Origin of the sequence: Cryobacterium levicorallinum (assembly GCF_004402405.1) — a bacterium.
Taxonomy (GTDB): domain Bacteria; phylum Actinomycetota; class Actinomycetes; order Actinomycetales; family Microbacteriaceae; genus Cryobacterium; species Cryobacterium levicorallinum.
The window spans coordinates 1-24,175 of the sequence record NZ_SOFE01000019.1; the positions used below are offsets into that span (position 1 = coordinate 1).

Annotated in this window: 33 protein-coding genes and 2 pseudogenes; 21 read left to right on the forward strand and 14 right to left on the reverse strand. The window is 61.0% G+C overall.

The window, feature by feature from the left end; translation table 11 throughout:
- Positions 1-252 (forward strand): hypothetical protein (locus E3O11_RS17930; protein WP_206750978.1); only part of this gene is annotated, 252 nt, incomplete at its 5' end.
- A gap of 506 nt (positions 253-758) precedes the next feature.
- Here E3O11_RS17930 and E3O11_RS09905 read toward each other — a convergent pair.
- The 3 genes from E3O11_RS09905 to trxA all read right to left on the reverse strand — a co-directional run bounded on the left by E3O11_RS09905 (position 759) and on the right by trxA (position 2,893).
- Positions 759-1,034: a winged helix-turn-helix domain-containing protein gene (locus tag E3O11_RS09905; RefSeq protein ID WP_241991182.1), complete on the reverse strand. Its 276-nt coding sequence runs from the start codon at positions 1,032-1,034 to the stop codon at positions 759-761.
- Between the two features lie 36 nt (positions 1,035-1,070).
- Positions 1,071-2,003, reverse strand: a complete 933-nt coding sequence (locus E3O11_RS09910; protein WP_134495516.1) for a hypothetical protein — start codon at positions 2,001-2,003, stop codon at positions 1,071-1,073.
- Between the two features lie 533 nt (positions 2,004-2,536).
- Complete coding sequence (trxA, locus tag E3O11_RS09915) at positions 2,537-2,893, reverse strand: thioredoxin (RefSeq protein WP_134495518.1); 357 nt, start codon at positions 2,891-2,893, stop codon at positions 2,537-2,539.
- Positions 2,894-3,018: 125 nt separating this feature from the next.
- Between trxA and E3O11_RS09920 the strand changes: the two genes are divergently transcribed.
- The 3 genes from E3O11_RS09920 to E3O11_RS09930 all read left to right on the forward strand — a co-directional run bounded on the left by E3O11_RS09920 (position 3,019) and on the right by E3O11_RS09930 (position 5,896).
- Positions 3,019-4,395, forward strand: a complete 1,377-nt coding sequence (locus E3O11_RS09920) for an MBL fold metallo-hydrolase (protein WP_092453091.1) — start codon at positions 3,019-3,021, stop codon at positions 4,393-4,395.
- A 179-nt stretch (positions 4,396-4,574) separates the two neighbouring features.
- Positions 4,575-5,135, forward strand: a complete 561-nt coding sequence (locus E3O11_RS09925; protein ID WP_255455289.1) for a rhodanese-like domain-containing protein — start codon at positions 4,575-4,577, stop codon at positions 5,133-5,135.
- Positions 5,132-5,896 (forward strand): sulfite exporter TauE/SafE family protein, encoded by a 765-nt coding sequence (locus E3O11_RS09930; RefSeq protein ID WP_092453084.1) that lies wholly within the window; start codon positions 5,132-5,134, stop codon positions 5,894-5,896. Before E3O11_RS09925 ends, E3O11_RS09930 begins: the two co-directional genes overlap by 4 nt.
- Before the next feature lie 15 nt (positions 5,897-5,911).
- Here the strand turns inward: E3O11_RS09930 and E3O11_RS09935 are convergent, their stop codons facing one another.
- Positions 5,912-6,202, reverse strand: a complete 291-nt coding sequence (locus E3O11_RS09935) for a metal-sensitive transcriptional regulator (RefSeq protein WP_092453080.1) — start codon at positions 6,200-6,202, stop codon at positions 5,912-5,914.
- 131 nt (positions 6,203-6,333) lie between these two features.
- On the opposite strand from E3O11_RS09935, the gene E3O11_RS09940 reads away from it, so the two are divergent.
- From E3O11_RS09940 to E3O11_RS18740, 4 genes are all read left to right on the forward strand, one after another.
- Positions 6,334-6,894 carry a hypothetical protein gene (locus E3O11_RS09940; RefSeq protein ID WP_241991183.1) on the forward strand — a complete coding sequence of 187 codons (561 nt, stop codon included), beginning with the start codon at positions 6,334-6,336 and terminating at the stop codon, positions 6,892-6,894.
- The gene (locus E3O11_RS09945) at positions 6,884-7,417 is read left to right on the forward strand and encodes a hypothetical protein (protein ID WP_134495520.1); all 534 of its coding nucleotides are present in this window, start codon (positions 6,884-6,886) and stop codon (positions 7,415-7,417) included. Before E3O11_RS09940 ends, E3O11_RS09945 begins: the two co-directional genes overlap by 11 nt.
- On the forward strand, positions 7,414-7,788 hold the full coding sequence (locus tag E3O11_RS09950; protein WP_092453074.1) for a rhodanese-like domain-containing protein: 375 nt from the start codon (positions 7,414-7,416) through the stop codon (positions 7,786-7,788). Before E3O11_RS09945 ends, E3O11_RS09950 begins: the two co-directional genes overlap by 4 nt.
- A 621-nt stretch (positions 7,789-8,409) precedes the next feature.
- The gene (locus tag E3O11_RS18740; protein ID WP_092453071.1) at positions 8,410-8,832 is read left to right on the forward strand and encodes a YkvA family protein; all 423 of its coding nucleotides are present in this window, start codon (positions 8,410-8,412) and stop codon (positions 8,830-8,832) included.
- A gap of 64 nt (positions 8,833-8,896) precedes the next feature.
- Here the strand turns inward: E3O11_RS18740 and E3O11_RS09960 are convergent, their stop codons facing one another.
- Together E3O11_RS09960 and E3O11_RS09965 are read right to left on the reverse strand one after the other, a co-directional pair.
- The gene (locus tag E3O11_RS09960) at positions 8,897-9,334 is read right to left on the reverse strand and encodes a bleomycin resistance protein (protein ID WP_092453068.1); all 438 of its coding nucleotides are present in this window, start codon (positions 9,332-9,334) and stop codon (positions 8,897-8,899) included.
- 4 nt (positions 9,335-9,338) lie between these two features.
- The gene (locus tag E3O11_RS09965) at positions 9,339-9,830 is read right to left on the reverse strand and encodes a GNAT family N-acetyltransferase (RefSeq protein ID WP_166787562.1); all 492 of its coding nucleotides are present in this window, start codon (positions 9,828-9,830) and stop codon (positions 9,339-9,341) included.
- 124 nt (positions 9,831-9,954) lie between these two features.
- On the opposite strand from E3O11_RS09965, the gene E3O11_RS17635 reads away from it, so the two are divergent.
- Positions 9,955-10,215: a hypothetical protein gene (locus E3O11_RS17635; protein WP_092453062.1), complete on the forward strand. Its 261-nt coding sequence runs from the start codon at positions 9,955-9,957 to the stop codon at positions 10,213-10,215.
- A gap of 53 nt (positions 10,216-10,268) precedes the next feature.
- Here the strand turns inward: E3O11_RS17635 and E3O11_RS18745 are convergent, their stop codons facing one another.
- Both E3O11_RS18745 and E3O11_RS09975 read right to left on the reverse strand, forming a co-directional pair.
- Positions 10,269-10,649: a GNAT family N-acetyltransferase gene (locus E3O11_RS18745; RefSeq protein WP_092453059.1), complete on the reverse strand. Its 381-nt coding sequence runs from the start codon at positions 10,647-10,649 to the stop codon at positions 10,269-10,271.
- Positions 10,650-10,867: 218 nt separating this feature from the next.
- The gene (locus E3O11_RS09975; protein WP_092453056.1) at positions 10,868-11,266 is read right to left on the reverse strand and encodes a VOC family protein; all 399 of its coding nucleotides are present in this window, start codon (positions 11,264-11,266) and stop codon (positions 10,868-10,870) included.
- A 148-nt stretch (positions 11,267-11,414) separates the two neighbouring features.
- Here E3O11_RS09975 and E3O11_RS09980 point away from each other — a divergent pair, with 148 nt between their 5' ends.
- From E3O11_RS09980 to fdxA, 4 genes are all read left to right on the forward strand, one after another.
- The gene (locus tag E3O11_RS09980; protein WP_092453053.1) at positions 11,415-12,071 is read left to right on the forward strand and encodes a GNAT family N-acetyltransferase; all 657 of its coding nucleotides are present in this window, start codon (positions 11,415-11,417) and stop codon (positions 12,069-12,071) included.
- Between the two features lie 388 nt (positions 12,072-12,459).
- On the forward strand, positions 12,460-12,894 hold the full coding sequence (locus E3O11_RS17895; protein WP_198415587.1) for a hypothetical protein: 435 nt from the start codon (positions 12,460-12,462) through the stop codon (positions 12,892-12,894).
- Positions 12,879-13,586, forward strand: a complete 708-nt coding sequence (locus E3O11_RS17900; protein ID WP_198415588.1) for a Mu transposase domain-containing protein — start codon at positions 12,879-12,881, stop codon at positions 13,584-13,586. Before E3O11_RS17895 ends, E3O11_RS17900 begins: the two co-directional genes overlap by 16 nt.
- Before the next feature lie 511 nt (positions 13,587-14,097).
- Positions 14,098-14,421 carry a ferredoxin gene (gene fdxA / locus E3O11_RS09995; protein WP_092453050.1) on the forward strand — a complete coding sequence of 108 codons (324 nt, stop codon included), beginning with the start codon at positions 14,098-14,100 and terminating at the stop codon, positions 14,419-14,421.
- A 62-nt stretch (positions 14,422-14,483) separates the two neighbouring features.
- On the opposite strand, the gene E3O11_RS10000 is transcribed toward fdxA, so the two are convergent.
- From E3O11_RS10000 to E3O11_RS10010, 3 genes are all read right to left on the reverse strand, one after another.
- Positions 14,484-14,816: a cupin domain-containing protein gene (locus E3O11_RS10000; protein WP_092453047.1), complete on the reverse strand. Its 333-nt coding sequence runs from the start codon at positions 14,814-14,816 to the stop codon at positions 14,484-14,486.
- A gap of 121 nt (positions 14,817-14,937) precedes the next feature.
- The gene (locus E3O11_RS10005; RefSeq protein ID WP_092453044.1) at positions 14,938-16,311 is read right to left on the reverse strand and encodes a type I glutamate--ammonia ligase; all 1,374 of its coding nucleotides are present in this window, start codon (positions 16,309-16,311) and stop codon (positions 14,938-14,940) included.
- Positions 16,312-16,443: 132 nt separating this feature from the next.
- On the reverse strand, positions 16,444-16,824 hold the full coding sequence (locus E3O11_RS10010) for a VOC family protein (protein ID WP_307725711.1): 381 nt from the start codon (positions 16,822-16,824) through the stop codon (positions 16,444-16,446).
- A gap of 194 nt (positions 16,825-17,018) precedes the next feature.
- Here E3O11_RS10010 and E3O11_RS10015 point away from each other — a divergent pair, with 194 nt between their 5' ends.
- The 4 genes and pseudogenes from E3O11_RS10015 to E3O11_RS10030 all read left to right on the forward strand — a co-directional run bounded on the left by E3O11_RS10015 (position 17,019) and on the right by E3O11_RS10030 (position 19,431).
- On the forward strand, positions 17,019-17,231 hold the full coding sequence (locus tag E3O11_RS10015; RefSeq protein ID WP_092453038.1) for a hypothetical protein: 213 nt from the start codon (positions 17,019-17,021) through the stop codon (positions 17,229-17,231).
- 686 nt (positions 17,232-17,917) lie between these two features.
- Positions 17,918-18,209: pseudogene (locus E3O11_RS18190) on the forward strand (IS3-like element ISAar4 family transposase); the annotation flags it as partial.
- Positions 18,210-18,328: 119 nt separating this feature from the next.
- Positions 18,329-18,763, forward strand: a complete 435-nt coding sequence (locus E3O11_RS10025) for a hypothetical protein (RefSeq protein WP_092453032.1) — start codon at positions 18,329-18,331, stop codon at positions 18,761-18,763.
- 230 nt (positions 18,764-18,993) lie between these two features.
- Positions 18,994-19,431, forward strand: a complete 438-nt coding sequence (locus tag E3O11_RS10030; RefSeq protein WP_092453029.1) for a hypothetical protein — start codon at positions 18,994-18,996, stop codon at positions 19,429-19,431.
- Between the two features lie 102 nt (positions 19,432-19,533).
- Here E3O11_RS10030 and E3O11_RS18195 read toward each other — a convergent pair whose 3' ends face one another.
- Positions 19,534-19,872, reverse strand: a complete 339-nt coding sequence (locus tag E3O11_RS18195; RefSeq protein ID WP_241994694.1) for a Rossmann-fold NAD(P)-binding domain-containing protein — start codon at positions 19,870-19,872, stop codon at positions 19,534-19,536.
- Positions 19,873-19,906: 34 nt separating this feature from the next.
- Positions 19,907-20,104, reverse strand: a pseudogene (locus E3O11_RS18750) (lycopene cyclase family protein); the annotation flags it as partial.
- A 238-nt stretch (positions 20,105-20,342) separates the two neighbouring features.
- Here E3O11_RS18750 and E3O11_RS10040 point away from each other — a divergent pair.
- The 4 genes from E3O11_RS10040 (at position 20,343) to E3O11_RS18880 (ending at position 23,055) form a co-directional block, all read left to right on the forward strand.
- A complete protein-coding gene (locus E3O11_RS10040) occupies positions 20,343-21,161 on the forward strand; it encodes a bacteriorhodopsin-like (RefSeq protein WP_241994695.1) in 819 nt (272 codons plus the stop codon).
- A 504-nt stretch (positions 21,162-21,665) separates the two neighbouring features.
- Positions 21,666-21,998, forward strand: a complete 333-nt coding sequence (locus tag E3O11_RS18875) for a DUF7882 family protein (protein ID WP_092453020.1) — start codon at positions 21,666-21,668, stop codon at positions 21,996-21,998.
- A 478-nt stretch (positions 21,999-22,476) separates the two neighbouring features.
- Positions 22,477-22,893, forward strand: a complete 417-nt coding sequence (locus E3O11_RS10050) for a hypothetical protein (protein WP_134495522.1) — start codon at positions 22,477-22,479, stop codon at positions 22,891-22,893.
- Between the two features lie 15 nt (positions 22,894-22,908).
- Positions 22,909-23,055 (forward strand): DUF7882 family protein, encoded by a 147-nt coding sequence (locus tag E3O11_RS18880; protein WP_444979576.1) that lies wholly within the window; start codon positions 22,909-22,911, stop codon positions 23,053-23,055.
- A gap of 272 nt (positions 23,056-23,327) precedes the next feature.
- Here E3O11_RS18880 and E3O11_RS10055 read toward each other — a convergent pair whose 3' ends face one another.
- Complete coding sequence (locus E3O11_RS10055) at positions 23,328-23,690, reverse strand: hypothetical protein (RefSeq protein ID WP_092453012.1); 363 nt, start codon at positions 23,688-23,690, stop codon at positions 23,328-23,330.
- Positions 23,691-24,175 lie beyond the last annotated feature (485 nt).

Below are 24,175 nucleotides of genomic sequence, written 5' to 3' on the forward strand. Positions count from 1 at the left end.
TCTGTGAGGAACTTTGAACGGTTCTCACTGACCATCGCACGGTGGTTCGTTACGTTGTTATTCCAACGATCGAACCCCGGGAATTACACCACTGCACGGGACGTGACCGCGTGCCGCTTCATTGACCGCACCACGGGGCGGGTTGCCGACAAGGAGTACATCGATATCTGCCGGAGCGTCCCCCGGCTCCCCCGCACGGCGGGCGGCCCAGGAACCATAAATGAATGCCTGATCGATTCCGGATATCCCTGACAAATTCTGAGGTATCACCACAGCCGGCCCGTACGTCAGGGCAAGCAGCTCCGCGAGGGGCCGAAAGGCCGGCGTATCAGCGCGCACTCGCACCTCGACAGACTGACCGCGCTTCTCCGTGCTGGCAAGTCCCATCTGGACGATGCGAGAGACTTCCCGGTGAGCGCTCGCATACGGCGACTTAGCGGCGTGCGCAAGTTCCGCAATCGTAAATGACCGATCCGCATTCAGAAACAGCCGTGCGAGAATTTCTCCCTGCGCATCTGACCGGAAGAGCGGGCTCAGCGCTGGCGCCCGTATGTTCACATACGCGATAACACTATCGGCTATGTGGATAAACAAGCCGGGAGCGTTGGCATGGGCACTCGGCACAACAACGCATGCTGGAGTTTGTGCCGCAACAGAGTCTTGGGTGGTTCGTAAGTGGAACCCCTTGCGGGAATCCTGATCCGATTCGCCACGGCATATCCAGGAGCGTCGTGCGGCGTATGGAGTACGGCATTGATCTATGCCGTCGGCGCCATCCCCGCCGCGATGGCCTGCAGGGCGGCGATGTGGATTTTCATGGCCGCGGACCCAGCCGGTGTCGCAGTCAGCCAGGTACGCGGCCGGTTGCCCACGTATCCCTTGCGCACCACCAGATAGCCCGCCGTCTTTAGCGTGCTGATCGCTTTACTCAAGGCTGAGTCGTCGGTTTCCAGTAGATCGCGAAGGGAAGAGAAGTCAATTTCAACATCTGACCGCAGAGCGGCCATCACCGAGAAGCGCAGCGGTGTGAGCAAGGCATCGTCTAGATCGTGCCGAGGGTGGCCGGCCATTCAGGCTTCCCGGATTAAGGCGGGCCTGAACGACGCAACTACCAACGGAGCTGCAACGCAGATGCCACCAACGAAGCCAACGATGGTGAGATCCCAGTCCGTGCGGGCAAGCACGGCGGCGAGGGCATTCATCAGGAGAAAAGTACAACCAAAGGCGATCCACTGGACGCGGCCCCACTTTTGGGCGAGACGAGATAAACCCCAACGACTATCTCGCGTGGACATAATCGCAAGAATCAGCGCCGCGCTGGCTATGGACCAAGCAATGGACGAGGACAACCCTGCTGCTGCGCCGAGCACTCCTAGCCAGGTCCCGAGCACAAGTGTCACCACACGGGCGGTCACGCTCAACGGCGCCAGCAATGTGGCGGCCGAGCGGCGAACACCGGCTTCCCGGGCCCGCAGAGCAGACCGGAGCGCCAAAGTACTAAGCGGCAAAACGGCAAGCGCAACGATCCCGACCAGAATTGGCAACGAGATCCCACCGGGAAATAAGGAAAGCAAGAGAAGCACTACCAGCGCGAGCGCAGACGCAGTCGAGACCAGCCGTCCGTGACGGCGAGTCTCTCGAGTATGCTCCGCGGGCAGCTGATCGCGTAGTCCTATCTCGAGCATGGACGCTACAAAAAAAGGAACCAGGAGCAAATGAATAATGTTGAGCCTGGGTATTTCGATGCCGGGACTCACGGCCCAACCTTCGGCCGCCACGCTCGCACTACTCAAGATCAAGGTCAGGGCGCAAGTGAGGGTTGCCATAGCCATCCATGCTTCAGCAACGGCTCGAGTGCGCGCGTCGATGGCCTCCCCAACCCGGACACCAACGTCATCCCCGGCTTTCAGCAATGATCGAGCATGAGCCGTGGCTCCGGAAACTGTCATCCCATCGCGAGTGTCTTCAGATTGATCGCTCATCTTGTATCCCCAACTGGTCAAGGCCCAATCCATTACTGTCAATATAACATATAGTTTCCATCTTGCAAGTGATGGGGCGGTGTCGCTGATTCTGTGTAAAGCAGCGCGCTGCGGCGCTCTTTCTGACATGAGGGCTGCGCACATACCCGACCGCCGAACGAGGACGTCCTCGCCCCCGGCCGTGTCAGCCGTAGCCGCGCCGGTGGTCCGGTTGGCGGTCTGGCCAGCGCTGTCGAGCGTCGAGAGCAGGAGTGGGTACCGCCGTTAGCGTCCGAGTAACCGGGACCAGAATGATCCGGTCGATTCTTCTTTGACATGCCCGGCGCATTGTTGGTTGCGTGGCACACCGCGCATGACCTGATCAATGTGCTGACCGCAGCCCGCCCACGTTGTCTTTTGGCACACTTTGCACGTTACGGCACGACACATAAGGATCTCCATTCAATTCGGTGAACTAATCATAAAATAATACACCAGGGGGTATTCTGGCCGGGTGGTGACAGGACGGGCCGACTGTGAGCCTGCTGCGAAGCGGTTTCGCGGGGGCGCGAGGTTTAGCGGGTGGCGATACTGGCGCGCACGGCGTCCATGTTGAGGTTCTCGACGCCGGCAATGAGCTCTTCCAGGCTGGCCGCGTTCAGGGCGCCTGCTTGGGAAAAGACGAGTACGGAGTCCCGAAACGCCATCAGCGTGGGGATGGAACGGATGCCCGCGGCTGCGGCCAATCCCTGTTCCGCTTCGGTGTCGACTTTTCCAAAGGTGATTGCGGGGTGTTTTTCAGACGCCGCGCTGAATGTCGGGGCGAAACTGCGACACGGGCCGCACCACTCGGCCCAAAAATCAACCAACACGATGGGACTCTGGGCAATGGTCGCGTCAAAGGTGGTCTCGGTGAGATCGGTAGTAGCCATACACGCAGACTATACCCTCAGGGGTATCTTGCATACCGTGCGGGGTATGTGTGAGACTGGGGCACATACCCACTACACGCCCCAATTCGTGTCGGCGTGGTGGGCCCCGACCTTTGGAGGCCACGATGCTTTTGACCCAGCACTACCTCAACTGCCTGTCTCATGGCTCGTACCTCGTCGGTGATCCGACGAGCGGTCAAGCCGTCGTCGTGGACCCCCGCCGCGACATCGACGAATACCTCGCCGATGCGCAGGCGAATAACCTGACCATCATCGGCGTGATCAACACGCACTTCCACGCCGACTTCGTCGCCGGTCACCTCGAGCTGGCCGCAGCCACTGGCGCCTGGATCGGCTACGGCACCCGCGCCGAGACCGAGTATGAGATCCGTCACCTCGTCAATGGCGAGAAGATCTCGCTCGGCGAGGTGGAACTAGAAATTCTCGACACCCCCGGGCACACCTGGGAGTCCATCAGCATCGTCGTTCGTGAACACGCCAGCGATGCCGTGCCCCATGCCGTCCTCACCGGCGATACCCTCTTCATCGGTGACGTGGGCCGTCCCGACCTGGCCGCATCCGTCGGCGCCGATCCCGACCAACTGGCCCGCGCCCTGTACGCGTCGATCCACACGACGCTTCTCGCCTTGCCCGATACGGTGCGTGTTCTCCCCGCCCACGGCGCTGGTTCCGCCTGCGGTAAGAACCTCTCCGACGAGCTCGAATCCACCATTGGCAACCAGCGCCTGACGAACGCGTCTGTGCAGCCGATGAGTGAAGACGACTTCGTGACGATGATCCGCAGCGGTCAACCCGCAATCCCCGGCTATTTCGCCGTCGACGCGATGATCAACCGTAGCGCGCACGACATCATAGGTTCCACCCGCGAACTGGCACCGCTGAATCTGACGGATGTTCGCGCATCCGTTGAGCGCGGGGCCCGCGTTCTCGACACCCGCAGCCCCGAAGACTTCGCCCTCGGGCACTTGGCCGGGTCCATTAACGTGGGGCTGGACGGACGCTTCTCCGAGACGGCCGGAATGGTCATCGAACACGACGACAGCATCGTGATCATCGCCGATTCCGGCCGCGAAGTCGAGGCCGGAATGCGGCTGGCCCGCATCGGCTTCGACTGCGTTGCCGGATATCTGACAAACCCGGCGCAGGCGTTCACCGACCTCGGCCCGCTGGTGCAGGTCGGTGCGCGGGTCGAGCTTTACGACTTCGAGGCTCTTCGCCGGGACACCGCCGCAACGATCCTCGACGTACGCAATCCCGGCGAGGTCGAGCAGGGCGCGATCCCGGGCTCCCTGCGCATTCCTCTGGCCGAGCTGAGCCAGCGCCACGCCGAAGTGCCCGCCGGACCCGTGATCATCCACTGTGCCAGTGGCTGGCGTTCGAGCGTCGCCGCGAGTGCGCTGCGGGGCCTTGGCCATTCGGACGTCACCGACCTCATCGGCGGCTATACCGCATGGGCTGCCCAATATTCAGTGAAAGCCTGATGGAGATGACCCGCGGCTGAACACCTAACCAACGTTGGCTTCACGGCAGACACGATCGCCAGCGGCCTGCCTCAGTGGCAGGCCTCCGGGCTGCCGGGCATTGTTCCGCTCCCGCACCAAACTGAAACGGATTTACTATCTCTGACACCACGCACACCGTCAACCCCTCCCCGTCACCAATTGGGGCAGACGAATTCCATCAGTGGGTTCTCCATCATGAAGACCTGATGATCATCGATGTGAGGGATGGCTCGGAGTTTGAAACCCGGCATATCCGGGGTTCGTATCACGTGCCGCTCCATCTGCTCAAAGAACACGCTGAAGAGTTTGCGGCGCAGCTGGCCCCCCGGGTTGTGCTGGTGTGCCAGTCGGGTCGACGCGCGGAAGAAGCGCGAAAGAATCTTGACGCAGCTGGCCTGAGTGGTGCTCGCGTGTTGACCGGTGGTGTGGCGAGCTATGCCGCCGCCGGCGGCGATATCACCAGCGGTCGCTCCACTTGGGCCATGGATCGACAGGTACGCATGACGGCCGGATCCCTAGTGATGGCGAGCGTGCTGGCGGGAAGGTTCATCCATCCGCAGTTCCGTCTTCTCGCCGGCGTCATCGGTGCCGGCCTCACGGTATCGGCCGCCACCAACAGTTGCACGCTGGGGCGAATTCTGTCCTGGATGCCCTGGAACCGCCCGGTTTCCGAACCCACGAAGAGTGACATCCTCGCTCAGCTGGCGCCGCACGCATGATCCTGGGCGCGCTGCTTCTGGGAATGATCGTGGGTGCGCTGCTCGGCCTGGTCGGCGGAGGCGGGTCAATCCTGGCCGTTCCGGCCTTGGTCTACGGTGTCGGGTTACCCCTCGAGGAGGCGATACCAACCTCGCTGATTGTCGTGGGAGCCGCGTCGGCGGTCGCCGTGCTTCCGCGACTGCGCACCGGCGTGAACTGGCGTCTGGCTGGCATCATCGGCGCCGCCGGCATTCCCACCGCCTACCTCGGCACCCTCGCAAACCGACTGATTGACCCTCAGATTCTGCTCGTCGCTTTTAGCGCGATCATGGTCATCGCCGGCGTGCGAATGTTCTTTGCCACCCCCGCCGCAACCGGCCCCTGCGCGCTGCCCGGCGGCGGAACCCGGTGGCGCAGTTGTCTGCCCCGTGCGCTGGCAACGGGCACCGTGGTCGGGTTCCTGACTGGGCTGCTCGGCGTCGGCGGCGGGTTCCTCATTGTTCCGGCACTGGCCCTCGTGCTCGGACTCCCCATGGGCGTCACGATCGGCACGTCCCTCGTGATCATCGTCATCAATTCGGTCGCCGGCTTCAGCGCCCACCTGAGCGACGTGCAGATCGACTGGGCCGTCACCAGCGCCTTCGCGGGCACCGCCATGCTGGCATCCCTCATCGCGGGCAGACTCAGCCGAAGACTCCCCGACCGCGTTCTCAAAACAAGCTTCGCGATCCTTGTGCTCTGCATCGCCGTGTACGTCGCGATTCGCGCCGTCGCTGGCTAGCTCTCGCGAATGGGATCAGGCGAGGGACAGGAAAAGTTTTTCAAGCTCATTGACACTGAGCTGCTTGGTTTCCCCATCCGCGCCGCTATCGATGAGACACTCCTTCATCGCCGACGAGATGATCGTGAACCCCGCCCGGTCAATGGCACTCGAGACAGCAGCCAGCTGGGTGACCACGGCACGACAATCAGCGCCGGACTCAACGGCTGTGATGACGGCGCCGAGTTGCCCCTGCGCGCGCTTGAGTCGATTGAGGGTCTTGCGCAGGTCGTCGCTGGCGTGGGTCGCGGGTTCGGTGATCCCCATGAGGGTGTGCTCCTGTTCGTAGGCGGATGCGAGGCTGGTTTTGTCTAAGACCAGGATACCCCTTAGGGTATCAGTATATTCAAATATGGCAGCAAGCGTTTCACGATGAAAAGTAAATGAGGGCTATTCGAATGCGTGACCAACGCACCAGCAGGGACGAATCATCACGGCGTGCCCCTTGGCGCGGCAAGCTGGCCGGGCTCGGCGGGGATTTGCGTCGCTGGCCCTCGCGCCGCTGGTGGGTTGCCCTGGCAACAGCACTATTTACGGTGGTCTTCATTGCCATCCCAACGGACTTGATTGACACGCCATTCTTTTCGCGACAGATCCCGCCGACCGCCTGGTCGTGGCCGGTGCTCATCCTCAGCGCGGTCTTGACGGGCATGGTCACCGCCACCTATGTGGCGCACCCGGAAGGCGCCCCGCCCAGTAGGGCGGCCGGACGATTGGGCATGGCCGGTTGGCTGGCAACGTTCTTCGCGGTGGGATGCCCCGTCTGCAACAAATTGGTTCTCCTCGCTCTCGGCACAACCGGGGCGATGCAATTCTTCGAGCCGGTCCAGCCGTATCTGGCCGCCGCGTCCATCGTCTTGCTCGGCTGGGCTCTCTATGCGCGCATGACTCGAGAAAATTCTTGCGGTCTTCCCGCTCGGACCGCTGCCGTGACAGAGATCCTTGATCGTGTTCTCTGACCTACAAACTTGGTCGACTCGACGCTGGATAATCGCGGCCCCCGTTGCCGCAGCCGCGTTCATTGCTTTTGTAACGGGCTACGCGCCCCGGGCGGACGACGCAGACGGTGCCCTATGGTGGACGGTCGCGGCCACCACACTCGGAGCGAGCTTGATCGGCTTGATCGTTGCCAGTTATATCGGCACCCCCATCGGCGCCGACGCAACTCTCTGCGACACACGGTGGCCAGCTCTGGGTCTGATCGCGCTGTATCTGACCACCGAAGCGCGCTCCCTCGACCCGATAGTGAGCGGTGCTGCGCGCCCGGCCCTGGCCACCGCTGCCCTCGCCCTGTTAATCTGGGCCCTGCGCGAACGATTGGTCAGCGAACGCCGAGCCGCCACCCGCCGCGAATCGTCAAAGTCCACTGAGGGTGAGGTCTGCACTACCTGCACGCCCTTGTTCCCGCGCTCCCGGAAAGTCGGTCCCAGGCCGATCACACTGCCACCCACTGCACGCACCGGTCAGGATACCCAGCCATGAAGAAAGCACTCACCGGCATCACAATCGCCGTGGCGGCACTGCTCAGCATGGCCGCCTGCGCGAGCCCCGCGCCGGCGCCCTCCATCGCTGTCACCTCCAGTACGGTCATCATCGATGTGCGCACCGCACCAGAGTATGTCGGTGGACACCTTCAGGACGCCATCAATATTGACGTGCAATCCCCGGACTTCGACACGCTGATCGCGGCGTTGCCAATCGACGGGGACTACATCATCTACTGCGCCACCGGAAACCGATCGGCTGCAGCAGTCACCCGCATGGCCAACCTCGGGTTGACCACGCTGACCGATGCTGGTGGCATCACGGACGCGTCTGCCGCCACCGGACTGGGCATCGTCGTCGACAAATAAGTTCCCTATGCCCGCGCTTGCTTGATACCCCACGGGGTATACTGGGGACTTCAGCTCGACCAACTAAGGAGTCACTATGTGCAGTCCCATGCGATGCGACAATTGCGGAAAAATCACTTGGACCGGATGCGGCATGCACGTCGATGAGGTTATGGCCGACGTCCCAACGAGTCAGCAGTGCACCTGCGCCACCCGCCCGAACTCCTAACCACCCGCGGGCGTCGCGAAGTTCTTCACTACCAAAAGATCGTGTCGATCTCGAAACTTGCGAATACGACGCCCGCCTACGGTTCCCTGCCGCCACTCACGGGGTTCCCCTGTGAAACGAGGAGCGAGGCCAGCCATGACTCTGCGACTGGGCCCAAACCCGTGTCGCTCAAGGTTCCGCTTGCGGTCGTTTTTCTGACGGCCCTGATGCCTCGCAGCGATGTAACCGCGGCTCTCTTGTCAGCAGCCGATCGCGGACTGCGAGAATCAGTACATGACCTCCATCGATCACGCGGCGATGCTCCTTGGGCGGGAAAAGGGTCTCGAAGGGATCACGCTGGGGTAGAACCTCAATATCGTCTATTACGCGGCTCGTGAGGCCCTCAGCATCTTTCGTTCGAACGGGGGCAGCTAATGACGACCTGGTGGGACGTCGCTCTGAGCGTGCTCGGCGGATTGCTGGTGCTGTGGCTGGCCCTTGTTCTGGTTCTCTGGATCGAGCAACGCCGGCATCCTGGCGGTGCTTCACTTCGTGATCTCCTGCGCCTCGCGCCCGACGTCGCCCGGCTACTCAAACGCCTCGCCGCCGATCGAACCGTGGTGATCGGCGTTCGAATCTGGATCGCGGTGCTTTTGCTCTACTTGCTGTCGCCGATCGATCTCATTCCGGATTTCATACCCGTTCTCGGTTACGCCGACGACGCCGTCGTTGTCGCGATCGCTCTACGATTCGCGACTCGTCGGGCAGGCAGCGATGCGGTAAAGCGACATTGGCCAGGAACACCCGAAGGGCTCTCAGCCGTGCTACGACTCGCTGGCTTGCAACCCTCGCCGTAATGCTCGCGTTCACTGAACGATCCGAAACCGTCGAGCGGGCGTCCCGTTGAATCCGCCGAACCCCTCACGGGACGGACCTCCGGCCGATTGACGCTTGGAAGCGGATCAGGTATCCATCCGGGTCCTGCACGAGAAACTGAGCCACGCCAGCCTCGGTACTGCCTATTCGGTACCATTTCGTCTCCGGGTCCATGAAGAGCGGCCAGCTGGCAGCACGGAGAGCACTTTCGGGCGGTTGGAGCGACGCGACAGTGATTTGGAAGTTGATGCCACGACCGAATGGGTGCTCCAGCGCCGCCGGTATCCAGTTTCGTCCCGTGCCCCGCTGCTCGAGCATGATGTGCGCCGTGCCGCTGGTAATGTAGGCAAACCCGTCTTCGGGGCGACCGTACAATACTTCAAATCCGCAGAGACGGCACCAGAAATCTAAACTCTTATCCAGCGATGTGACCAGGAGCTCCGGGACGAGGTCTGGACCCGGTGTGGTTTCCGCGCTTGTCATGGATTCACCGCAGTTCTTTTCGGAACCAGTGGTTTGCGTACGGGTCCGCGTTGTGAGCTTCGCCCTCGATGAAGCCGAGGGAGGCATAGAGACTTCGAGCCTCAAGCAGGTCGGTTCGCGTGTCTAACTGCAACGCGACGAGCCCCAAGGCGCGGGATTCGCGTTCCAGAGTCTCCATGAGAAGGCGCCCCACGCCCTTACCACGGGCCGTTTGCTCTACGAAGACTCTGGTCACCTCACCGATCGCGCCCGGGCGAACCCTCATTCCTGCGCAGCCGAGCACGGTGTGCCCCTGGCGGGCGAGCAGAAGGAGCCCGGTTGGAGCGATGAGGTCATCATTGGGGTACCCCGCCTGAGCGGCCAAAACTTCCTGCCGAGACGCGCGACGCCCGTGGTAGCGACCCACAATGTCCTCGTAGTATCGAAGAGACACGCCCTCGGCTTCAGCGGACGTGGGGGTTGCCGTAGAGATAATAATCGGCAACGCAAGCAGCATGCCTTCCACACTACTTCCCGAGCCATCACGCGAATTTCGCGCGCCTCGTTCACGAGTGATGCCCGTAACCCAAACCCTTATCGCACTCCTAGGAATTGGAAGATCACACGGATACATTTACACCATGACTGGCAGACGGATGATTTTGTGGGTCGGCAGGCACCAGATCGGGCTCAGCCTTGCGATGGTCGTGCTCTGGCTAGCAAACGCAACGATCCAGATAATTGCGATCGCGAACGGAGATACGGGAACCAACGGAGGGCATGTTTTTAGTCTGGTTCTCGCTCTGCTGCTAGCCGTCCTCTCAGCTGCAAGCGCGGTCATCGCTTTGACTGCCAAGACGAAAAAGACCGCAAAGGATCAGACGCGTCGAGCTGACCCGTAAGCCGAACCCCTTACGGGAAAGGCGCAAAAGTCAGGAAGTCAGGATTCCTCCCGTCACATCCTCCAAGGTTCGCTAGGAGGTGATTGGGATTGCCACCGGATTTCACCATCTTTCCTCGAAAACGTCGCCTGTAGCGCTTGATTTTGTGCGACGCGCATGGACGCGCGATTGGCCGGGAGAATGTGTGCCGTGAAGCGGTGGACTCCGTTGGATCGCAACCATTCGAGCATGGCCTGGGCTGCTTCGGAAGCAAACCCGCGTCCCGGCCAGCTCGGTGAAGTGACCCAGGCTGTGTCGGCGGTGAGCCTCGTCCCGTCATTCTCTACAGTTGCTTGGACGAATCCCACTGGCTCTGCTCCATCACGCTGAATGACGATCCAGTTCAACCACCACTGCGAGCGGTCCGCGGAGTGCCCCCACGACTTGAGCGGCATAACGGTTTTCTAACTCCCTCAGTGACGGCGCTTCCCCACCAGTGAATTCGTACAAAGAGGGATCGGCTAAAACGTTTACCATCGACGACGCGTGCGCAACCGACAGCGGTTCCAACAGGAGGCGCGCAGGTGTCAGAGTTTCAGCTGTCGGCGGCATCTTCATCCATTGAGACTGGCACAGTCCTGCAGCTCGGGGTTGGAAACCCGAAGGCGGTGCGTCAGCGCGGCGCTGTGGCGACGACTTCGACCTTTGAACCGGCTTCATCTTCGAGGTACGCGGCGTAGTGGTCGGGGCCTCCTGCGTGGGGGTACCGATCCGCGTATAGCTCGGTCCAGCCGTGGGTTGATGCCCGACCGACGATGCGGTCGACATCAGCTGAAGTCCCTCCATGGAGGGCAATGTGGTTCGTTCCGGGACGGCGACGATCATGCTCATCGGCGGAGACGGCGGGCGGTCGAGTGACGACTATGTAGACCTCGCCGCATCGCCAAGAGATGCCAGTGTTCCATTCCTGATCGATGGACCAGCCGAGCACCACAAGCAGCCAGCCCCACGATGTTCGCGCGCTGTCCAGGTCACCAACCCAAATCTCGATGTGATGCACCCCAACTGCCATGTCATCATCGTTCCATAAACGTCACGGGTGCCTGTGCCACGGAGGAACCCCGCGCGGGACGTCTCGACGCAGCGTTATTAGTCGCAAGGTTGACAAGCGCCGTTCGGTTGAACTGAGGCACGCAGTTCAAGACCAATAGGCTGATGAAATGCCAGAACCGATGGAAAACTTATGGCCGCCCTTTGGACTCACAGTCACCTGCGGCCCGGTGACCTTGACCCCTGTTCGCGACTCCGACCTGCCAAGCCTCGTAGCGCTCGCCCAGTCCGGGATCCATGCACGGACCGAGATGCCGTTCGGGTTTCCGTGGACCCTGGGGTCCACGGACGAGGTTCGGCTGAGACTCATGCAGTATCACTGGGCGCAGCGAGCGGCGATGGAGCCGGCGTCCTGGACGCTTGAGACCACGGTCCGATTCAACGACGAGATTGTCGGTTGCCAAAGCATTTCCACCAGAGACTATCTGATCACTCGAACGGGTGAAACGGGGTCCTGGCTGGGCGAGAAACATCACGGGCAAGGAATCGGCACCCTGATGCGTCAAACCATTGCGGCCTTCATGTTCGACCATCTCAAGGCCGCCGAGGTCACCTCGGCCGCCTTTACCGACAATCCGGCGTCGCTCGCGGTATCGCGCAAAGTTGGCTACCAGGACAACGGCGTCGACCGCCTCAAAAGGCGCGACGGCGAAGTAGCCCTGAGCAAGAAACTAGTTCTAACGGCAGAATCGTTGAGCCGCCCCAGGCATCAGCTCAAGGTCGACGGCGCCAGCCAACTGCAGAAGTTCCTCGGGCTGACTCCATAGAACCGGGTCGGAGTCGGGGGCCGCACAGCGATCGTTCCCGTCTTCCCCTCAGCGTCGGCGACGCTCATCCCACCATTCGGGCGGGAGATTTCACAAGTTCGAGGAGAGGACAAGATCCCGTAGGTACTGTCCTCGGTACCTCGAGGATGCCTAATCGCCACCACATCACAAAAAGGAACCACATGACAAATGTCCTCCCGACGCCTATCGACGCCTATCGACGCCGGTGCTGCCGACCACCTAGTCGGATTGCATCTGCCTGACATCGCCCTTGCATCGACATCGGGCGGAGATGTGAGCATCAGAAACATTGTTGACGTCGACTGAAAATAGGGCCAGTATCGCCGACTGAAAACAGGGCCACCAGCCAGTATGGAGGGTGATCAATATGGATGATTGGGCGAAGATACGCCAGCTGTTTTCAACGGGCCAGCACTCGAAGCGCGAGATCGGCCGACTCGTCGGCGTCTCGCGGGGAACGGTCGATCGGGCGTTGGAGTCGGACCGGCTACCGAAGTATCAGCGGGCCGCGACGGGGTCGAGTTTTGACGCGTATGCGGCGCAGGTCCGGGTGCTGTTGGCCGTGACGCCGCGGATGCCCGCCTCGACGTTGGCGGAGCGAGTCGGCTGGTTGGGGTCAGCGTCGGTGTTCCGAGACAAGGTCGCCGCGATCCGACCGGAGTATGTCCCGCCGGACCCGGCCGATCGGCTGGTGCACGAGCCCGGCAAGCAGGTGCAGTGCGACCTCTGGTTTCCGCATGAGCCGTCGCCGCTGGGCCATGGACAGGAGGGCAAGCCGCCGGCGCTGTGCCGCTCCGGCTGACCTGGGACAACGAGACTGGCATCGGCAAGGGCAAACTCACCGAACGCACCGCCGCGTTCGCCGGGACCCTCGGCACCGAGATCAAGCTGCTCAAGGCCCGCGATCCGGAGTCGAAGGGCATGGTCGAGCGCCGCAACCGGTTCTTCCGATCGTCGTTCATGCCGGGGCGGCATTTCGCATCGCCGCAGGACTTCAACGAGCAGATCGCTGACTGGCTGCCGCTGGCGAACGCGCGTCATTCCCAGTCGCGGCGGGCGCGCCCGATGGATTTAATCGAGCAGGACCGCGCGGCGATGCACTCGCTGTCGCCGGTGGCGTCGGATGTGCTCTTTCGCAACACGGTGCGCCTGCCGCGGGATTACTACGTCCGGGTGCTCTCCAACGATTACTCCGTCGCGCCGGCGATGATCGGCCGCCTCGTCGATGTGACGGCGAGCCTGGACACGGTCAACGTCACCCACAATGGGGTGAACGTGACGTCTCACGAGCGGGAATGGGCCCGCGCGCTGACGGTGACCGACCCGGAGCATGTCGGGCAGGCCGATGTGCTGCGGCGCCAGTTCCAGTCGCTGCGGCATCGCCGACAGCAACCGACGGTCGCGTTCGTGGAGACGGCCAGCCTGGCGTCCTATGACCGGTTGTTCGGCGTGGATACCGGCCCTGAGCTGCGCGACATGGACGTGGTCGCATGAGCGGCGCCTCGGCTTCACAGATCGAGTACTACGCCCGGGCGCTGCGCGCGCCGAGGATCGGCGACGCGTTCCGCCGCCTCGGCGACCAGACCCGCGATTCCGGTTGGTCGCACGAGGAATACCTTGCCGCGGTCCTCTCCCGCGAGGTGTCCGAACGAGAAAGGCTGCGCCGAACGCGACGAGCGCCAACCCCTTGTCGTAGCCGTTGGTCATGCCACTGAAGCTGCGGCCCTCATAGCTGGCTGCCGGCACCGAGATCACCGTGCACAATGCGACTCGCAAGGAGGACTACCCCATCCGGCAGAACTTCTCACAGCGGCAGATCGACATGCTGCTCGCGGGCGGACTCATTGCCTGGCTGAACGAGAGGAGCGCAAACCCGGCCCGCGATCGAGACTGAACCGTGCCGTTTGAAGGCCCGTCCCCAGCGGGCCCGACAGCGTGATCTGGATTTGATGACCCGGTTGTCGTAGGCTCAAAGTCATCTCTTCGTGAAGGGAGCCCTGCCACTGTGACGTACGTTATAGCTCTTCCCTGCGTCGATGTGAAAGATCGGGCCTGCATCGAAGAATGCCCGGTCGACTGTATTTATGAGGGCGAACGGATGCTCTACATCCACCCCGATGAGTGCATCGACTGCGGTGCCTGTGAACCGGTATGTCCAGTCGAGGCGATCTACTACGAGGATGACGTGCCGGAGCAATGGGCCAATTACTATAAGGCTAACGTCGAATTCTTCGACGGCATCGGCTCCCCGGGCGGGGCCGCCAAGGTGGGCACATTTGCCAAGGATCACCCCTTTATTGCTGTACTACCGCCGCAGGCTGCCGCCTGAGGCACCCCTTTCTCGATCGTGCACCCCCCGAACTCCTATGGGTCATCGATTTGGGGAACTCATCACCGAGTCTTTGCCACCGTGAACAATACCGCCGCGTCTTCTAATGCTTCGAGTGCGTGTCGACCCTCCGGCACGATCAGCAGATCGCCCGGTGAGCCGCTCCAGGAGTTCGCACCCGAGATGAGGACGACGCGTCCGTGCAGCACGAAAAAGGTCGCGTCACCGGGATTCTCATGCTCATCCAGCTTGGCGCCCGCACGCAAGGCGATCACAGTCTGGCGGAGCGTGCGTTCGCTGCCTCCGTACACGGTCTTCGCACTTCGGCCGCTGCTGACCTGCCGGGCATGATCCAACTCGTGACGCACAAGAGCAGTCAACGACGACTTCATCATGAGGCACCTCTATTCGCGCGGCACTGCGCTTGCTGATGTAATCCCCAGCATACTGTCGCCTCCAGACATTCCCATGTGGCGAGCGCGGCTACAGAAGCCGAATCCTCCGCCCCTTCTGTGATTAGATCGACCAGGCGAACCGGAACTTCTCTGGCAGTTGGTCGGCGTCGGCCGACCCGTAGTGATCGAGTTCCCAGCGTCGAACTGCAAGTACGGCCTGGATGATCTGAGGTCCGAGAATGTGGGCAGCGAGTTCGGAAGCGGCGAGAGCGTCGAGTGTTACTCCCAGAGCGGAGGGAAGCAGCACCGTCGCCGAGGCGAGTTGCTGCTCTTCGGTCTGGTCGGCCGGATTCGTGGTGACCTCCGCTGGAAGCGCCGTCGATGACCGGATGCCCTCGAGTGCGGCGCCGAGGATGACCGCGGTCGTCAGGTACGGGTTCGACGACGGATCGACAATCTTGACTTCGACGTTAGCGCCTTGCGGATTGCCGCGGGTGGCTTCGAGGAAACGAACCGCCGCCCCGCGATTCTCCCGGCCCCAGCACGCATATGCGCCCGAAAAGACGCGGGGCCGCAACCGCGCCCCCGAGAGGATCGATCCACCGAGAATGCCCTGGATACCGGGGAGTGCGGCGATCACCCCGGCGATGGAAGACGCTCCATCGGTGGTCATGCCGTGGGGTCCGTCGCCGCCGGAAAAGAGAGGTTCCCCATTGCGGCTGAACGAGTAATGGACGTGCGCCGCATTCCCGCCGCCCCCGCTGATAGGGACGGGCGAGAAAGATGCCCGCAGGTTGTGTTTGCGCGCCAGCCTCCCTGTGATCAGGCGGGCGAGAACTACCCCGTCGGCCGCCTGAAGTGGTGTGGCCGGTGGCAGCGAGAACTCAACCGTGGAGGGAAAGAACTTGGCGTGTAGTTGCTCGAGCGGGATTCCGGCGGCGGCGGTGGCGGAGAGCAATTCGGTGATGAATGCCTCGTGGTCGAGTACCGGACCGAGACCGTAGGGTGTCCAGCCCGCGCGTGGGAGCGGGGTTCCGTCCGCGGCGGTGATGGTGAACTCGATCTCGTGCCCCACGAGCGCCTCAAGCCCGGCTTCCTCGATGTCGTGTTGGATGCGGCGAAGCCGCCCCCTCGGATCGATGGCGAGTGGTGCGCCGTTCTGGTCAAAGATCTCCGTTGGTGCCCAAGCGAGACCTTCATCGAGGATTCGGAGAGCGTCGAGATCGAGTCTCAGTCTCATATCGCCGACGACGCCGAGGTCGGGTGTGAATGCAATGCCGCCGTCGATGCAGAAGATGTTCCACACCGGCGGGGCGCCGAGACCGGATGAAGCGAACGTTGCCAGTCGATGAACCGGGATGGTCTTGGCCAGGTAGATGCCGGCTGGGTTCGCCAGCGTTCCTACGATGATGCCGACGCCGGCTTCGGAGAGCCGTTCGGCCACATCGTCAATCCGGCTGTCGCTGAACTCGGGGAGAATAGACTCTGTCGCCATACCGACATGCTGGCAGGAATGAGCGTTGTTAGGAAATTCACCTGGACGCTCGGCCGCGGGTCCCAACGGGTGAGTGAGTGCTGGTCGGGAACTGGCGCACAGGCGGAACCCTGAGTGGGAATGCGTTGGTGCTCAGGGTTCGCCCACAACTTCGACCTTGAAGCCTGCTTCATTTGCAAGATACGCGGCGTAGTGGTCGAGGCCTCCAGCGTGGGGGTAGCGATCCGCGTACAGCGATTTCCAGCCGTTGTCCGCTGCTGCACCCAGGATGTGGTCAACGTCGGCCTCGGATCCTCCATGAAGCGCGAGGTGGTTGATTCCCGGCAGCCTTCGGTCGTGTACGCCACCAGAGAGGGCTGGCGGTCGCGTGGTCACGATGTAGACGTCCCCGCATCGCCAGGAGGTACCATTGTCCCACTCCTGGTCGACGGACCATCCGAGTTCCACGAGAAGCCAGCCCCAGGACATGCGAGCGCTGTCCAGGTCTGCGACCCAAATCTCAATGTGATGCACACAAATGACCATATCGCTATCGTTCCACGAGCCTTGAGGGTCTTTTCCCGCAAGGGAACGGCGGATTCACCCCCTTGCGGGACAGCGGGTCAAGGCAATTTACAATGGCGTCGGAAAGCGCGCGGATTGCAACCGATGCGCGCCGCATGTCAATTCACGGTTGACAAATGCGCCAGTCAATCTATGATTGACACATGGTTCACGACAATCCGGCCCTAAAATCTCGGGCAGCATTCACCGCTACATTTATCGCGCTTGCTTCCGTCGGCATCGCCCTTTCCACGCTTCTCGTTGCTTCCATTGTGATCAAGGTCCTATTACTCGTCGTCGTCGCGTTGCTGCTCGGCGCAGCTGGGGCTTCCCTGGCAGTAGTAGTCGCGCGCGCCAAGCCACCCCGCGACCAATGAATGAAGAACCCGAGCAGACCGACGACGGCCTGCGCCGCGCCCTGTCAGATGCAATTGCGTCAGTCGACCCAACTCTGGCGGGGCGCCTTGAACACGAGCCCGACTCCTATCTTGACCTCATTGATCTGACATCCCGGAGCGCTGAGGAAATAGCCCAGCTTTTGCAGTTTGCAGTCGCATCCGCTCGTCAGGCGAGCGTGAGCTGGGAGCGCATCGGGCAGCAACTTGGCATGAGTCGACAAGCAGCCCAGCAGAGATTCGGTCGGGTTCTCGACAACACCGACGTCCATTCTTCTGACGAGAAACGTCGACTCTATCCCTTGACGGCGTTTGACGAGATGGACGCGCTAGCCGAAGCTGGACGCACTGGGTGGCATTCAATTAGCTACGGAATGTACTTCCACGACGTCATCCAATCTAATGAGCAATGGGAACACCTCCGAGTCGTGGCATTCGGATCCAGCCGACACCGATTAGAGGGTGAAGGATGGCACCGAATAGGAACAATGTGGTTTCCATGGGCCTACTACGCTCGTCCCACGGGAAAGCCCATTGAAGCAGACGGTTCGCCCGCTGATCCACCGCCTAGCCGAACTTCGGTTCCAAGGTGAGCACCTGGCCGTGATCTTGGCGCCGGTCGTCCTCTGCCCGCATGGGGAACGTCCTACGGACTCGCGCGCGGTAAGGACCACGGCAGCGTTTTCGTGTCGACCGACTTCCGGGCGCTGATGACCAGGCTCCGGTTGCGCTCCTCGATGGGCCGCCCGGCGTGTTGGGACAACAGTTTGGCCGAGAATTCTTCTCGATGCTCACGATCGAACGCGTTTACCGCACCGTATACGCGACGAAATCACAAGCCCGCAGCGATGTCATCCGGTATGGAGAAGGCTTCCACAGCAGCCGACGCCGGCACTCCGCGCCGGGGATTACCGTCGACTTCGTGACGTCCCTTATGGTTATCAACAGCCAACATTGGCAAAGCAGATGAATCTACTAATTCCGCTGTCCGAAACGCCCGCAGCAACTCACGTGGGTAGACCAAGGGGCGTCGCCGTGCCGACGTCTTCGGGTGGCCGCATCAGTAACGGATGGGTGTGATGAGCAACGAACTTGGTAAACTCGTAGACCGAGGAGATATCGACGGCGCCCTCCTTGCAGCGAGAGGGCTAACCCCTAAAAGAGTCCGGGAACTCCTCCTCAGCGGCGACGGTTTCATGACGAATTCAGCACCCTACGGAGAATTCATCTCTCGCTGGTACAACTCACTGACGAGCCCGTACTTACGTGCTGAAGCCGCTGACTGGTTCGCCCAGGCTTACCTCACGGAAATCGCCGACGTTCCAGGCGCTGAGCAGACGGGTGCTGCGATGTCCACCGAGTCCAAAAAGGGCGTCATAAGGTACCTGGCGGAATCAATCGGCGGAAGGGCCGTCGCGGACTGGGCTACGAGCCCGGAACGTCCTATCACTCAGCAGCAACTGGGCGGCTGGAAGGCAGTAGCCCAGCAACTTCGGGAGATAACGCTTCCCTAAGGTGTTCGTCCCGTGCCCCAGGTTCTGAGGGCTCAACGCTGCATTGGCTGCCCGCAAGCGGGACGCCCACCGGGGCACCTAAACACGCGATCGCCGGCTTTAGGTCCGTTCCAATAAGGGAAGGCTCAACGGGTGCGCTGACGCCTGAACCGCCGACATCCGGTCGGGCGATCCGTCACCGGCCACCTCAGAGGATTGCCCGGTTTGGCTCCCGAACGTAGGGTTGAATCGTGACTGAGCATGAAGAGTTGGCAGTTTTTCTGGGTGACTGGCATGCCGAGGGCACCTCTTATGGTGGTGACGAGCAGTCGCTGGATAATCCGCATGCGGGAGCGAGTCCGTGGAACAGCATCCACTCCGCCCGGTGGCATTCGGGCAACTACTTCATCGTGCAAGATGAGCGCGCGAACGGTCCGTTCGACACACTTAGTCTGATGGGCTGGGACGCTGAAGCCGGCCGCTTTTTCGCCCGAACGGTCGAGAATCACGGCTTCGCACGCGATTACACTCTGACTGTCGACGGTCATACTTGGACGCTGACGGGCGAGCACGAGCGTGCAACGTATCGATTTGGCGAAGACGGTCGCAGCCAGGAGATCGCCTGGGAGTGGAAACCCGCTGACGTATGGCTACCGCTTTGCGACCGCACCGCTAATCGCATCAACTGATCGAGCACCAACGGCTTCCAACGGTGGGTAAGTCTGCCTAGCGCTGTGTCATACGGGAGCCCCCTGCGGGACGCGCCCACTCCACAATTGCGCGGTTCGGTCTCAGCGGCAAGGCATACACAAAACGTAACCCATCAGCGTCACCTCGCCAGGGGCGAACGGCAGCGGACAGTCACGTTCCAGCTCGAGGCCCACGAAGCTCTGGTACAGCATCGCCGCGGCGGCGCGGGGCCGGGTATCAATCACCTGACGCGCCAACAGCATACCCGCGCTGGTCTCCACTCGAACGCCGCCCAAAACCGCTGTAACCGTGCCGGCACGCACCCCGAGGCGCAGGTCGACGCGCAGCGAATCGGCAATGTCGGACTGCGCGCTCGCGTAAAAGTCGCTGCCCCGAACGTACTGGTAAGCCAGCCCGGGCACTTGGTGCCGAACGGTCAAGCCCGCCGCATCGGAAAAAAGTCCATGTTTTCCAACGTCGCGAGACTAAATGCGACAGATCGTGCTGTTCCGGTCGCCAAAACCACCAGCTGCGATCGTCTCGATAGGCCGTGCGCGGTTCTAGCAGCACGACGCGCGGGCCGGAACGCTCCCGAGCCAACCGGGCCGCCAAAGTGAGTCCGGCCAAGCCCACGCCCATTATCACGAGGTCAGCGTCCGCGGCAGGCGCCATCTATGCTCCTTCTCTCTCGATCACGTATACGAGTACGGACCGAGTGATACGCAAACAGCCTAACGAGAAACCCGAAGCTGATCAGTATTTCAAAGACTCCGTCCGGAGCTGGTTGGAATACTCCTGCTAGCGGGAGTATGTTGATATACGGAACCTAGTTAGCTATTTTTTCTCGTTGGATTCCCGCCATTTTGACGTATGCTCGTGAACAGCAAAGGACATCTTGATACCTGACTCCTTGACCCAGATCCAGTACGACACCGTCTACAACGTGTTCTCCCTCGTGATCGCTTCGCAACTGTTCACGTCTCTTTTCCTGGTCATCTGCCTGCCGCGAGTGCTTCCGCGGTATCGCCAGGCCATGACCGTTGCGGCCATCGTCTGTGGCATTGCGGCCTACCACTACTTTCGCATTTTCAACTCCTTCACCGAAGCGTTTGTTACTGAAGCCGTCGGTGGCCGCGGAAACTATGCCCAAGTCGCCGGAGCATCCTTCAACGAGGGCTACCGTTACGTCGATTGGCTGCTCACCGTGCCGCTACTGCTGCTTGAGCTTGTGGCCGTTTTGGCGCTGGCGCGTAAGGTGCAAAGCAGCCTGCTAACGCGACTGATTCCCGCAGCTGCCCTCATGATCGCTCTCGGCTACCCCGGCGAAATGGCTACGGACAACCTGACCCGCGGCATCTTCGGCCTGCTGTCCTCGATCCCGTTCGCTTATATCCTCTACGTGCTCTTCGTAGAGCTAACTCGATCGCTGGAACGTCAGCCCACCACGGTACGGAAGACCATCAGCTTGCTACGACTGCTGCTGTTGGCCACCTGGGGCGTCTACCCGATCGCCTACCTACTGCCCGGCATCGGCATCGGCGGTTCCGACGCCTGGGTAGGCCTGCAAATCGGTTATTCCGTCGCCGACATCCTCGCCAAGTGCCTCTACGGCCTGATCATTTACCGCATCGCGCGCATGAAGTCCTTCGCAGACGATCACACCTTCGCCGACTCCGAACTGTCACTGGAAGACTCGACAAGCCTTAAACGATCCACCATCAACAGCTAGAACATATAGAGTCACCCGTCGTAGAACCTGCACGGCTGAATCTTGGTCGTGCAGTCCCAATTTGAAGTGACTGCTTCCCGCAAGATGTGGCGCGATGTCCTATTCGGACGGCAGACCGAACAAAGGTGTTCATTCGTGAGGATCATGTGCTCGTATTGTCGTCCTCAGACGCAAATCAAATTGGACCCTGGCCAGAACGCAGAGACTGCCGCACCCCGATACCTGCTGAAATATTCCGGCTATAACGCCACCACTATCCGTCTCTACCACGGTCGTCGTAACCCCGCCAGCCAACGGTCGGTGCAACACCCACCGGATCTCCTACTCATTCAATTCAAACCGTGCCATTGCAGTTCTTCAAACGCGCTCGGAGGGAAAACAGGAATACGCAAATTGGGATGACGAAGTCATAAAACGGTCTCTAGAAAATTCTTTTCACCTTTCAACGGCGTGTGACCCCTCACCAAGGGCACAAGCCACATATCCCAGGAAGCGCAGTGTGTTGTGGGTTCGTTAGAGTACGGCAATAAAACGGTCGAATTTGGCGATCGGATTCTGGCGCACATTCAGATCGTGATTGTCCGCAAGCTTCGCCGAGGCGAAAGCTTCCTGCTGTCCTGGAAAGATTCCTCTGAGACGGGACATGGTCGAAGTTCAATATGGGTACACCCCGCCATACCCCTCTACTTCAAATTCCATGGCGGTCGCTCGCCCAGCGTGAACCCGGTCTGGTTGGCGGAACTCACCCTCTCCGCCGACAGCTCTTTCGGGATGCTTATTACGTCAGAGAAAACATCGCCCAAAATTACGCAGCAAACGAACTCACGGGAGTGTTGACATGCGCTATGTCAGGACCGCGATGGCCTCCGCCATCCGACGGCAACGAACGCGCGAGCAACAGCTAACAGCGTCGACACGCAACAACCATTCGAAACTTCTGGCAGTCTCGCGACCTGTTGGCTACGAGGAGTCTCGTCACTACGACGTCGGCACGTCTCGGTGTCATGTTCCCCATACTCGTCTGCATAACGAACGCTTAGACGGTGATATCCCCGGCGCATTGGATCGCGCGGTCGACCGTGGACCTGGCCACGGTGACGAGTTCAGCGATCTGCGCCGTGGTGCGTTAGCCTCACCGGTGGGCCTCGACTCGGTGCTTCTGCTGCGCCTGGAACAGCTCGGGCTAAGTGACCGCAACCAGCGAGACGTGACCGCCCGCACCATCGTCGTCTATGAGACCTCGGGAGAGCGGCAGACGTGCTCAACATCAATGGGTCAATCGTGCCCGTTTCGACGCGGATGACCGGAATTGGAAGTGGACGAAATGAAGCTGATGAGTAAGCATCTCTCGCCCGCCGCAATTCTTGTCGGTAGGCCAGCCACCATCGACGGCATCAGCAGCCGAACGCGTTCGCGAAACGTCGGAAAAATGCTACTCCCACTCCTTAATTGCCCAGAGTCCGAAGAGATGAATCCAAACGCTGACTGGGAGAGTCAATGGCGCAGGCAGATCGGGTCACCGCATGAATCCGCACATGTTGGATATCCCCATCTATTTTACAGCCCGGCGGAACCTGAATACGTCCGGTCGTTTTTCTTCCCCCGGAAACGCTTCCCCGAGCGATTCAGCACGAATCAGGCACCGCAGATCTTGTCCATTCCTGAGACGGCCTGGATCAACAAACCAGCCAACAAACCCATCGAAAAAGACCCACTTGAACTAGCCGCCTAAACTCCCACTGGCCTCATCCCGCTTCAATCCGACTTCCTCGGCAGCAAGGAGCCCCGCCTTAACCGTGCCTGGGTCGAAGAACTCGTACGCCTGTCAAACACACCAGCGGGACTGCGGGTGACGCCGGAACCAACCCAGTCCGAAGCGCCCTTACGCCCCTGATACACGCCTGACCACATCGCACCAGCGCCCAAGCGTGTAGTTGCTTCTGCGCAGTTCGCACCCGTCATCCCTCCAACGCCCACGACCCTCACGGCCTGTTGCACGGAGCTTTCGGCGAGTACGGCATATCTTCAGATGCGCCGCCGGTTACGTGGTCGCCGCGAGGTGCATAGCGCCGGCCAACAGTCACGACCCCAACCCGGTTCATGCTGCGAGCGGACGCGTCACTTTTCGTGTCGAGCAGCGCGAGTGCGGGACTAATCCGTTTGAGATTATGCGTTCGTTTCAAAGTTGAAACTTTCGTCGTCCTCAAACGCGGACATAGAGTCGGGCTGATGATCCAGGGGAAAACCAAAAGATACAGCCCCGGAACGCGCCAGCCGCTGCCTCATGTACGACACGATGTCACGATTATCGGGTTCAGGTTTGTCGGCATGTGAGGTTTCCGCCATAACAGGGGCGCCCTGACTCAACAACAGCAGAGCCTGTACCTCGTCTCCGCCGGCACCATAAGCCATCAACCGGACAGTGTCTGCCCCCCCAGAACGGGCCAGCATCGCCGCGTATTCAACGACGAGTTCCGCTACCTCATCCCCCACCAGCAAGCTCTTGCCGACGAACGTCAAATGCATCATGCGAAAACCGTAGCACCGAAAGGAAACGCTCCAGTGCTTGCATCTCAGCGCACGGCGACACCCGGAATTTCCCTCCGCAGCGTACTTGTCCGACCCAAGACCTATGTCTCAGCGATGACAGGCCATAAACAGGACCAGCTGGCGGCTACAGCGCCACATACAAACGGTTGAGCTACCACTCTTTCCCGCACCAGGTATCCAGCAAGGATGATCGCGCGCTTCTCAAATCAACCCCGGTGACGGCTCTCCACAACATCTCGAATGAGTCAATCACGCAGCCCGTCTGACCACCCCTCGGAAGTCACAAACGGAAACATAAAGGAACCACTCACGACGGCGAACCGGGGCATGAAAGCCATCCAGCACGAACACCTGATGACCTGCCGCGGATATCTCGGACAGTGGGCCCTCTTAAAATGAGGGTTCACTGAAAGTAGAGATCAGCATGACCGCAGCACGCAGGCGTTTCACCCAGGAGTTCAAAG